This is a genomic window from Streptococcus ilei (assembly GCF_000479335.1).
Taxonomy (GTDB): Bacteria; Bacillota; Bacilli; order Lactobacillales; family Streptococcaceae; genus Streptococcus; species Streptococcus ilei.
Genome location: NC_022584.1, coordinates 847,119 through 858,984 on the forward strand (window position 1 = coordinate 847,119; position 11,866 = coordinate 858,984).

Genomic DNA, 11,866 nt, shown 5'->3' on the forward strand with positions numbered 1-11,866 from the left:
CTCGCTGTTTAATATAGTGCCGGAAATAATTCGTAATGACGACACTATCGCGGGAAATCCGCCAGCTACTCCCTTGAGTGGTTTCATTATACCACAACTCGTAAAAAAATCAAGAAAAACTACTGATAAACTAGTCTTCCCAAGTCAATTCTAAGTGATAGGTAGCGAATTGCTGACTTTCATCTGCCGTCAACAACTGATAGGACAAACCAAGCTTATTTTGCTCCAATACATATTCCTTGGTATCAATCACAAATTGCTGCATGCCTAGGGGAGTTGGAATGAGTGCATGACCTTTCTCTGAAGTCATAAATTTCATGATGGATTTTGGAGTTGAGAAGCGAGTCATGGTCAATTCTTGATCATGGAATTTCAAAGCTACTTTTTCTCCTTCTTCGTTGACGTAAAGCAGATAGTGATAGCCACCCTTTTCCTTCCATTCCCCTTCGTAATATTGATCCATCACTTCGAGTTGATCATCAAATTGAATCTGATTTTGTATTCTAATTTTCAAAAGTTCCCATCCTTTCCCTCTTTCCTTTATTTTACCAAAAACTTCTTTCTTTTTCCTATTGCAACCATCTCTCGATACCAATTTAAGCTGTTTTCTGCTATAATAGAGGCATGAATGAAAAAGTATTTCGGGATCCTGTGCACAACTATATCCACGTGGATCACCCAGTCATTTACAAGCTCATTAATACAAAAGAATTTCAACGACTACGTCGCATCAAACAGTTGGGAACCTCTGGGTTTACCTTTCATGGGGGCGAGCATAGTCGTTTTTCGCACTGTCTAGGAGCCTACGAAATTGCTCGTCGTATCTTATCTATCTTTGATGAGAAATATACCGACCAATGGGACTCGAGTGAATCCCTCCTTACCATGGTTGCCGCCTTGCTCCATGACATTGGACACGGGGCCTATTCACATACCTTTGAAGGACTATTTGATACAGATCATGAAAAAATGACCCAGGAAATCATTACCTGTCCTGAAACGGAAATCTACCAGATTTTAATTCAAGTAGCTCCAGATTTCCCTCAAAAGGTTGCCAGTGTTATCGACCACACCTACCCTAATAAACAAGTGGTGCAGTTAATTTCTAGTCAGATTGATGTCGATCGCATGGATTACCTTCTACGAGACGCCTACTTCACTGGTGCCTCTTACGGAAACTTTGATTTAACTCGTATTTTGCGTGTTATTCGTCCAGTAGAAAACGGGATTGCCTTTCAGGTCAATGGGATGCATGCGGTTGAAGATTATGTTGTTTCTCGTTACCAAATGTATATGCAGGTCTACTTTCACCCAGCCACTAGAGCAATGGAAGTCCTATTGCAAAACCTACTCAAGCGAGCACGTCATCTCTATGCTACGCACAAGGAGTTCTTTCACGCGACTTCACCTCGCTTGATTCCATTCTTTGAACACCAAGTGAACCTTGCCGATTACTTGGCTTTGGACGACGGCGTCATGAATACCTATTTTCAATCTTGGATGGAGAGTCCTGATTCTGTTCTCTCTGATTTGGCCCAGCGTTTTATCAATCGCAAGGTTTTCAAATCCATTCTCTTTCAAGATAAGGATGAAGAACAATTAGCTGCTCTCAAACAACTGATTCAAGAGGTTGGTTTTGATCCAATCTATTATACAGCTATCCATCGAAACTTTGACCTTCCTTACGACGTTTACCGGCCAGATTCAGAAAAACCTCGTACTCAAATTGAGATCATCCAAAAGGATGGTAAATTAGCTGAGCTATCCCTACTCTCTCCTATCGTTGCTTCCTTAGCTGGTAGTAGACAAGGGGATAACCGCTTCTATTTCCCGAAAGAAATGTTGCTTGAAAATAGCTTGTTTACACCTCAACTACAATTATTCCAGTCCTATATTATCAACGATACCTTCACAGGAGAGAAACATGAACATTAAACTTGTTGCCTTGGATATCGATGGAACCCTTTTAACGTCTGACGGCCAAGTAACCCCCGAAGTTTTCCAGGCTATCCAAGATGCCAAAGCTCAAGGGGTTCATGTTGTCTTAGCAACTGGTCGTCCTCGTTCTGGTGTCCTTCGATTGTTGGAGGAACTTCATTTGGATCAACCAGGTGACCTCGTCATCACCTTCAATGGGGGACTGATTCAAGACGCCCACACTGGTGAAACTCTCTATGAAGAACACCTCTCCTACAACGATTATTTGGATATTGAAGCGCTAGCTCGTAAGTTAGCTGTTCCTATGCACGCTAGTACCAAGTCTGGCATTTATACAGCTAATCGTAACATTGGTACCTATACCATCCATGAAGCCAAATTGGTCCACTCGGATCTTTTCTATCGGACTCCTGAAGAAATGGAGCATCATACGGTTCTCAAGTGTATGTATGTCGATGAACCTGACATCTTAGAAACGGTCCTCTCCGCTATTCCGGATAATTTTTACGATCGTTTTACGATTGTGCGTTCCGCACCTTTTTACCTTGAGATATTACCTAAGACAGTAAATAAAGGTCAAGCCCTCTTACAGTTAGCGTCCAAGTTAAACCTAAGTCCAGACCAAGTGATGGCGGTCGGAGATCAAGAAAACGACCAGGCTATGCTAGAGGTTGCTGGTCTCCCTGTAGCAATGGACAATGCCAGTCCTGAATTAAAAAAGATCGCTAAAGTCGTCACGCGCTCCAACGATGAGTCGGGTGTCGCTTACGCCCTTAGAAAGTGGGTACTCCATTAATGTATAGTTATAAAATCGGTATTACAGCCGAAGAACATGATGAATTCGTTAAAAATAGCCCCCAAACCAATTTGCTTCAAAGCTCAGATTGGGCAAAGATCAAAGATAACTGGGGCAATGAACGCCTTGGGATTTACCAAGATCAAAAACTAGTTGCAGTTGCAAGTATTTTAATCCAACCACTCCCACTTGGTTTTACTATGCTCTATATCCCACGTGGACCTATAATGGATTACCAAAATAGCCAATTAGTGTCCTTTATGCTCCAATCCATCAAAACATATGCTAAAAGTAAGCGAGCTGTTTTCGCCAAATTTGATCCCTCTCTTTTCCTTAGAAAAGGGTTAATTGGCCAAGAGGCAAAGGATCAAGAGGCTACTTTAGAGATTATCCAATCTTTAAAAGAATGTGGAGTGGAATGGGTTGGTCGGACGGAAGATATGGGGGAAACCATTCAACCACGTTTCCAGGCCAATATCTACAAGGAATACTTCACAGAGGACCAACTGTCTAAATCCACCAAGCAAGCCATTCGGACCGCCCGAAATAAAGGAGTCGAAGTCATCTTTGGAGGCACTGAACTCTTAGACGAATTTGCAGCTCTAATGAAAAAAACAGAGGCTCGTAAAGGTATCCATCTTCGTGGAAAAGACTATTATGAGAAACTGCTAACAACCTATGCAGGACAATCTTACATCACTCTATCAAGAATTAACTTGGCTCAACGCCTTGCTTCACTCAAAGAGCAACTGGAAAAAAATCAAGCAGAAGCTAGTCGTTTTAACGAAAAAACAAAACCAGGCAAGATTGACAACAACCGTCAAGAAAAAGAACGTTTGGAAGAAGAAATCCAATTTCTCAATCAAGAGCTAAAAGACGGCCAAGAAATCGTTTCTCTTTCTGGAACCTTGACTCTTGAATTTGGAGGCACTTCAGAGAATGTCTATGCAGGGATGGATGAGAACTTCCGCCGTTATCAACCAGCTATTTTGACTTGGTATGAAACAGCCCAGCATGCCTTTGACCGTGGAGCTGATTGGCAAAATATGGGAGGAGTTGAGAACCATTTAGATGGAGGACTCTACCACTTCAAGTCAAAATTTAATCCAATGATCGAAGAATTTGTTGGCGAATTCAACCTCCCAACAAGTATTCTTTATCCCCTTGTTAACAAAGCCTATCAATTACGAAAAAAACTAAGAAATAAACAGTAAGGTGACCTATGACATTCAATATTATTAGTAGGGAAGAATTTTACCAACACTCTCTCACTACTTCCAATCACTCTTTTTTACAGAGTATTGAAATGGCTGATTTGCTTCAAAAAAGAGGCGCAACTATTCAATATATTGGATGGGAAGAGCAAGGAACATTAGCTATCTCTGCCATTTTATATAGCCTACCCATGACGGGAGGCTTGCATTACGAAATCAATAGTGGACCAATCGTGACGGATGCTCGCTACCTACCAGATTTTTACGAAGCATTGCAGGATTATGTAAAAGAAAATGGTGGTATCGAATTTATTTTAAAACCTTATGACCACTATCAAGTTTTCGATAGCAATGGAAACCCGACCGAAGAAGAGCAAAAACAACTTCTCCATTCATTACTGGATCTTGGCTATCAATTTGATGGCTTACAAGTAGGCTATCCAGGAGGAGAACCTGTTTGGCATTATCTGAAAGACCTAACTGATTATGATGCGAAATCTCTCCTAAAATCCTTCAACAAAAACTGTAGCCGTAATATTACGACTGCCCTTAACTATGACATTTCCATCCGAAATATTAGTAGAGATGAGATCCCTCAGTTTAAAAAAATTATTGAAGAAACTGGAAAACGTCAAGGATTTGAAGACAAGAGTCTAGACTACTACTACGATCTCTATGATACCTTTAAGGATAATGCAGAATTTCTCATTGCTGAAATCAATACAACTGATGCACTTGCTTACTTAGACCAGAAGATTTCCTTACTAAATCCTTCATCTAAACAATATGAGCAACAGCTACAAAAATTAGAGAAACAAAAGACAATTGTCCGAGAGACCTTGGCTGATGAAACTGCTGAAACTGTTCCTTTGGCCTGCGCCCTCATCATCTATAATCCATCAGAAGTGACCTATTTATTTGGTGGTTCGTATACCAAATATCAGAAATTTTCTGCCGCCTTCTTGATTCAATACCATGCAATGAAGCGCGCACTAGAAAAAGGAATCACCTTATACAATTTCCTAGGCATTCAAGGAATCTTTGACGGCTCAGACGGTGTTCTTCGTTTCAAACAAAACTTCAACGGATATATTGTCCGTAAGATGGGAACCTTCCGATATTACCCAAATCCTCTGAAATTTAAAACCTTGTCCTTGATCAAACGAATCTTAGGACGTTCATAAAAAAAACCAGCCTTCTAGCTGGTTTTTTCATATGAAAAAGACGAGAAGTCCCTCGCCTTTTTTATTCTGCATTAGTTTACGAAGTTCAACAATGCCAAGAAGCTTTCTGGATCAAGTGATGCACCACCAACAAGAGCTCCATCAACATCTGGACAAGCCATGTATTCTGCAACGTTTTCAGGTTTCACTGAACCTCCGTATTGAACACGTACTTTATCAGCTACTTCTTGACCAAAGTCAGCTGCTACAACGTCACGAACCACTTTACACATTTTTTGTGCGTCGTCTTGTGAAGCTGATTTACCAGTACCGATAGCCCAGATTGGCTCATAAGCGATTACAGATGCAGCAACTTGCTCAGCTGTCAATCCAGCCAAAGCCGCAGATACTTGAGCACCTACGAATTCAGCAGCTTTTCCTGCTTCGTAAGTTTCAAGGCTCTCACCACAACAGATGATTGGAAGCAAACCATTAGCAAAGATTGCTTTTGCTTTTTTGTTGATATCTTCATCAGTTTCATGGAAGTAGTCACGACGTTCTGAGTGACCGATCACGACGTAATCAGTACCGATTTCTTTCAAAACTTGTGGGCTAGTTTCACCAGTGAAGGCACCAGCGTTTTCAAAGTAACAGTTTTGAGCAGCAACTTTAAGGTTTGAACCTTTAGCCGCAGCAAGAACAGTTGTCAAATCAAGGGCAGGAGCTGCAATCCCAGCTTCAACAAGGTCAGATGAAGGAAGTTTTGATGCTACAGCTTCAACGAATGCTTTTGCTTCTTCTGGGTTTTTGTTCATTTTCCAGTTACCAGCAATAAATGGTTTACGTGACATTTCACACACCTCGTTTTTCTAATTTTATATAACCTATTTTACCATAATTTTCGTCATAATGAAAGGTTGCACAAGATCATTTTGCTTTTTAGCATAATAAAAACCCCGTCTTCACGGGGTTTTTTGTCTGTCTATATAATTGTTAATCTGGGAACTAGATCGAATTAAGCTTCGATTTCAGTAACCATACCTGAACCAACAGTACGTCCACCTTCACGGATAGAGAATGTAGTACCTTTTTCAACGGCAATTGGGTGGATCAACTCAACGTCGATAGTCACGTTATCACCAGGCATTACCATTTCAGTTCCAGCAGGAAGTTCGATAGATCCAGTTACGTCAGTTGTACGGAAGTAGAACTGTGGACGGTAGTTGTTGAAGAATGGAGTGTGACGTCCACCTTCTTCTTTAGTAAGGATATAAACTTCACCTTTGAATTTAGTGTGAGGGTTGATTGAACCTGGTTTAGCAATAACTTGTCCACGTTCGATTTCATCACGTTGGATACCACGAAGAAGCACACCAACGTTGTCCCCTGCAAGACCTTCGTCAAGTTGTTTACGGAACATTTCAACACCAGTAACAACCGCTTTTTGGATTTTTTCTTTAATACCAACGATTTCGATTTCGTCGTTGACTTTAACGATACCACGGTCGATACGTCCTGATGCTACAGTACCACGTCCAGTGATTGAGAATACGTCTTCGACTGGAAGAAGCAATGGTTTGTCAGTATCGCGTTCTGGTTCTGGGATGTACTCATCAACAGTGTTCATCAAGTCCATGATGATGTCTTCGTATTTAGAATCACCTTCAAGAGCTTTAAGAGCTGAACCTTGGATAACTGGAAGGTCATCACCTGGGAAATCGTATTCTGAAAGAAGGTCACGGATTTCCATTTCAACCAATTCAAGCAATTCTTCATCGTCAACCAAGTCAACTTTGTTCATGAAGACGATCAAGTGTTTAACACCAACCTGACGTGAAAGAAGGATGTGCTCACGAGTTTGTGGCATTGGTCCATCTGTAGAAGCTACTACAAGGATAGCTCCGTCCATTTGGGCAGCACCAGTGATCATGTTTTTAACGTAGTCCGCGTGTCCTGGAGCGTCGATGTGAGCATAGTGACGTTTTTCAGTTTCGTACTCAACGTGCGCAGTGTTGATGGTGATACCGCGTTCGCGTTCTTCTGGAGCAGCATCGATAGACGCATAGTCTTTTGGTTGGTTAACTGATGAAGGCAAGCGACGTGCCAAAACAGTTGTGATAGCTGCAGTTAGGGTAGTTTTACCGTGGTCAACGTGTCCGATAGTACCAATGTTAACGTGTGGTTTACTACGATCGTATTTTTCTTTTGCCATTTGAGTAAAAGCCTCCAATAAAATATATTTTATAGATAGACAGTAGGCAATACAGTCTAACTTTCCTTACTATTTTATCAAATTTCGTCTAAATTGCAAGTGTTTTACTAGCTTTTTTTCTTATTTCTTTTTTCTTAAATGAATTTGTCCAAATGGAAGTTTGTGAATTTATACTTCCATTACTTCTTTGAAACAAACAGCTAGTTATTTCATTATTTCTCTCCTATTTTCTGTTTTTTCACAAACATTTCCAATTTATTCCAGTAAAAAACCAATCCCTCTAATTGAGATTGGTTTTTAGGGTTCACGATTAACCAGAATTACGCAATCCTGTCGCGACACCATTGATTGTGATATGAATCAACTTGTCCTGATCTGCAGGCAATTCACCACGTCTTTGGCGTTTAATTAATTCTAATTGGATATAGTTCAGAACATTAAAGTATGGCATACGATAATCTAAACTATCTTTTAGATAAGGGTTCTCAGCTAAGAGTTCATCATGCCCTTCAATTTGTAAAATAACATCCTTGGTCAGTTGCCATTCATCCAGGATAATATTGAAGATATCACGAACTTCCTCTTCTTCACACAGCTTGGCATATTCAAATGCGATGTTCATATTGGCTTTTGAGAGCACCATATCTACGTTTGAAAGAAGAGACTTGAAGAATGGCCATTTTTGGTACATATAACGCAAGGTTTCAATGTTTTCAGGGTCTGCATCAATAAATTCTTTAAAACTGGACCCTACACCGTACCAGCCAGGGAACATCACGCGGCTCTGTGACCATGAGAAGACCCAAGGAATGGCACGCAAGCCACCGATTTCTTTGATGGTCTTACGGGCTGCTGGACGCGAACCAATATTGAAACTAGAAATGGCCTTAATTGGACTGGATTCGAAGAAGTAATCATAGAAATGTTCATTGCCAAAAACCAGTTCACGATAAATATCGTAGCTACGATTGACAATCTGATCCATAATCTCATTGTACTGGTCGGACATGCTCTTTTCACTCTTCTTCTTAGCAATCATCCGGTTAATCGTTGCAGAGACCAACATTTCTAAGTTGTAATAAGCTGCATCCTTATTCCCATATTTGTTGCCAATGACCTCACCTTGCTCAGTCAAACGAATTCGATCATTGATGGATCTCAATGGTTGTGAGGTGATAGCTTCATAGGTTGGGCCACCACCACGACCAACCGTTCCACCACGGCCATGGAAGAAGGTGATCTTGACACCAAATTCGTCGCCAATCGCTGTTAATTGTTGTTGGGCCTTATAAAGAGTCCAACAAGAAGATAGATAACCACCGTCTTTATTACTATCTGAGTATCCAAGCATAATTTCTTGGTAGTTGTTCTTAGAAGCAATCCAGCGTTTAGCAATTGGAAGTGACAGATACTTTCTCATCGTATCTTCAGATTGGTCCAAGTCTTCGATCGTCTCAAAGAGAGGAACAATTTGCACACGTGCGCTTTCCTTGTCAATCAGTCCCACTTCTTTCAACATGATGGCCAACTCAAGCATATCCGATACACTGGTTGCATGAGAAATAATGGTTTGACGAATGACATCTTCTCCTAAGCGGTCTTTTAATTCACGCGCTGTTTGGAAAATAGCTAATTCTTTCTCAAGCAATTCTGATTTTTCTGCATGGGTAGCAGATAAAATCCGAGGATCTTCTAACAACTCTTGTAACAGCAACTCGCACTTTTCGTCTTCTGACAAATCACTGTAGTGATCATTAATCCCTGCTTCTTTTAATAGTTCTGCCACACAGGCTTCATGAACACTCGAATCTTGACGCATGTCAATCGAAGCCAAGAAGAAACCAAAGACCTCTACTGCTTCTAATAACTCAGCAAACTCACCTGAGATTAAAGCCTCTGCCTTATTTTCAATCAATGATTCTTGAATCAGGGTCAAATCCTGTTTAAATTCTTCAACTGTTTCGTAATAAGGAGGACGATCTTCTGCCAACTCTTGGATAGCACCACTGATACGGGTACCGATATAATCGGAAACCACTCCTTGTTGATGGGTGTGAGCACCGAGAAGACGTTCAATCGGATGGCGCTCATCTACTGTTGAGCCAACTACTGACCATTCCTTAATATTCAATAAGGTTTGGACCAATTTGGATTGAATATAATGGAAGGCTCGACGGTAGGGTTCCTTCTCTCTAAAGACAGAGGTATCACTCGAACGGGCCGCCATCTCTTCAACCGCTTGACTGGTTTTTGAAAGATTGGTAGAAAGGGAGAAATTCCGATATAGGCTAGATATTTTCTGAATATAGTAGTTTAGAATAACTTCACTTTGAATGGTAGCTGATCGCTTCAAGGTCTCAGCAGTTACAAAAGGATTCCCATCCCGGTCTCCACCAATCCACATTCCCATCGTAATCGGTTTAGGTTGCTGTAACTCGATCCCTTGCTCCTTGGCAAGACGTTTGTATTCCAACATTAAGTTAGGAACAGCCTGAAGGAAGGAACTATTATAGTATTCCATGACATTGGTAATCTCATTTGTTACCTTGAGTTTCTTTTCACGGATCATATCGGTTTGCATCATAATTTCAATGTTTCGACGCAAATTATTGTACCATTTGGTCTCGTTCATCAAGCCTGCTTTCACATCCCGATGTTGGCGCAAAAGGCTGTGAATCTGAGTGGTTAGGTCCAACATGGTTTTCCGTTGCACTTGGGTAGGATGAGCTGTCAATACTGGTACCACGTTGAGGCGTTCCAAAATTTCCTGAGCATTTTCAGTCTCAGCCACCTGGCGGATGGTTGACGATAGTTTTCCTAGATAGTCCTGTCCCACATTATTCTGATGATTGATTTCAAAAGCCAAATCGACATCTTCAGAGATATTAATCAATAAGGGGAGAATGGCAAAGTATCGAGAAATCACGATCATCTCTTCATTTGATAGCTCTCTAACAATTTGATCCAATTTTAAATAGTCTTTTGAGACAGATAGTTTTTTCAATTCAAGAATCTTATCAAAGGTTTCTGGACTCACCAAATTTTTAGCAATGTCTTCTAAAATAGTGGTTAAAATCTCAACTTCTTCTTTGATAATCTCTTTGTTGGTATAGCTCTCTAGTTTTTGTAAAGTCATGATAACTCCTTTCTTTACTCACTCCGGTTTAGTAATAGCTTTGGATTTTCTGAGGCTTCTCGTAAGAAGGGGCCTCTTGAGTAGCTAGGGCGCGCTTTTCACTCGCATCAATATTCAAGACAAGGGCAATCGCAATAGATAAGACCCACAAACTATTTCCTCCTTGTGATAGGAAGGGGAAGGTCACCCCTGTCGAAGGAATCAACCCAGAAATCCCACCAATATTAATAAAGGTTTGAGTCAGAAGCATCCCTCCTATACCGATGGCCATCATCGAATTAAATGGATCTCTTGCCCGTATCCCCACAAGAATAATACGCAAAATTAAGAAGAACAACAAGGCTAAGATGAGACTAGCTCCCACAAAACCAAGTTCTTCAATGACGATCGAAAAGACAAAGTCTGTATGTGCTTCTGGCAAATACCCTTGCTTTTCAATCGAATTTCCAAGCCCTAAGCCAAACCAGCCCCCATTACTCATGGCGTAATAGGAATTGGCCAATTGGTGTCCAGAATCTGATAAATCATTAAAGGGATTATAAAAAGCACTGAAACGTTTCGCTACATATCCAAAGACAGGGATTTTAGAAAATCTCTCAACCCCAATTAACTTGATGGAATAAAGGAGAACAGTCGATCCCCCCACTAGGATAGCTAATAGACTTGAGAACCAGCGGTAAGCTATCCCACTTGCACTAATCATAATTAAGGTTGTCAGTGCAAGAATGGTCGCATTTCCTAAGTCTGGCATGATGACTACAATAGCGATCAAGAAGAGCACCATCCAACGCCAATCTGCCAAATCACGAGGAATCCATTGATTATGGGTAAGTGCCTGGTAATCATATTGCTGAATCTCTTCTTGCTTTTTAGAGAAAACTAAGGCCAAATACCAAACTAGGATAATTTTCAAGTACTCAGCTGGCTGAATAGAGAAACCTCCAAAATTCAACCACCCATGCGCCCCATTCACCGTGTCTGTGATAAAACGCGATAGCAAGAGAAGGATCGTCTCCGCAATGATAACAATCCCAATGAAAGCCTTTTTCTTAAGGTTATTCAATTTCACCTTATAGATAAAGAGAATGGTAACCAAACTCAGAACAAAAAAGATTCCCTGGCTTTTGATCATCCCAAAAGGACTAACTCCTTTTTGGATGGCTAATGCACTCGTTGTCGAGTAGACAATAATCAATCCTAATATTGACAAAAGGAGGTACGGAATCAGGATTGAATAGTTTAAAAAATGACGTTTTTCTAATTTCATGTAACACCCATACTTCTAATTTTCAGTCTTCATTATATCACCTTTCAATAGTAAAAAAAAGGAAATACCAAATAAGATTCGGTTTTCACCTGTCATAGAGGATTAATCAGATCAGTCTAGCCCTTTTTTATTCCTCCTAC

At 40.6% G+C, this 11,866-nt stretch carries 9 protein-coding genes; 4 read left to right on the forward strand and 5 right to left on the reverse strand.

All coding sequences use genetic code 11. From position 1 onward, the window contains the following. Positions 1-130: 130 nt before the first annotated feature. Complete coding sequence (locus N596_RS04115; protein ID WP_042361167.1) at positions 131-514, reverse strand: YwiB family protein; 384 nt, start codon at positions 512-514, stop codon at positions 131-133. Between the two features lie 110 nt (positions 515-624). On the opposite strand from N596_RS04115, the gene N596_RS04120 reads away from it, so the two are divergent. The 4 genes from N596_RS04120 to N596_RS04135 are packed head-to-tail and all read left to right on the forward strand — an operon-like array spanning position 625 to position 5,132. Beyond that, positions 625-1,935: an HD domain-containing protein gene (locus tag N596_RS04120; RefSeq protein WP_023027074.1), complete on the forward strand. Its 1,311-nt coding sequence runs from the start codon at positions 625-627 to the stop codon at positions 1,933-1,935. Continuing rightward, positions 1,925-2,734 carry a sugar-phosphatase gene (gene yidA, locus N596_RS04125; RefSeq protein WP_023027075.1) on the forward strand — a complete coding sequence of 270 codons (810 nt, stop codon included), beginning with the start codon at positions 1,925-1,927 and terminating at the stop codon, positions 2,732-2,734. Before N596_RS04120 ends, yidA begins: the two co-directional genes overlap by 11 nt. Beyond that, positions 2,734-3,948: an aminoacyltransferase gene (locus N596_RS04130; RefSeq protein ID WP_023027076.1), complete on the forward strand. Its 1,215-nt coding sequence runs from the start codon at positions 2,734-2,736 to the stop codon at positions 3,946-3,948. Before yidA ends, N596_RS04130 begins: the two co-directional genes overlap by 1 nt. 8 nt (positions 3,949-3,956) lie before the next feature. Further along, positions 3,957-5,132: an aminoacyltransferase gene (locus N596_RS04135; RefSeq protein WP_023027077.1), complete on the forward strand. Its 1,176-nt coding sequence runs from the start codon at positions 3,957-3,959 to the stop codon at positions 5,130-5,132. A gap of 71 nt (positions 5,133-5,203) precedes the next feature. Here N596_RS04135 and tpiA read toward each other — a convergent pair whose 3' ends face one another. The 4 genes from tpiA to ftsW form a co-directional block, all read right to left on the reverse strand. Then, a complete protein-coding gene (gene tpiA, locus N596_RS04140; protein ID WP_023027078.1) occupies positions 5,204-5,962 on the reverse strand; it encodes a triose-phosphate isomerase in 759 nt (252 codons plus the stop codon). Between the two features lie 164 nt (positions 5,963-6,126). Continuing rightward, positions 6,127-7,323 (reverse strand): elongation factor Tu, encoded by a 1,197-nt coding sequence (tuf, locus tag N596_RS04145; protein ID WP_023023854.1) that lies wholly within the window; start codon positions 7,321-7,323, stop codon positions 6,127-6,129. A gap of 310 nt (positions 7,324-7,633) precedes the next feature. Beyond that, the gene (ppc, locus tag N596_RS04150; RefSeq protein ID WP_023023856.1) at positions 7,634-10,459 is read right to left on the reverse strand and encodes a phosphoenolpyruvate carboxylase; all 2,826 of its coding nucleotides are present in this window, start codon (positions 10,457-10,459) and stop codon (positions 7,634-7,636) included. 28 nt (positions 10,460-10,487) lie between these two features. After that, positions 10,488-11,726, reverse strand: coding sequence for a cell division peptidoglycan polymerase FtsW (gene ftsW, locus N596_RS04155; protein ID WP_023027079.1), 1,239 nt, complete (start codon positions 11,724-11,726; stop codon positions 10,488-10,490). Positions 11,727-11,866: the final 140 nt, after the last annotated feature.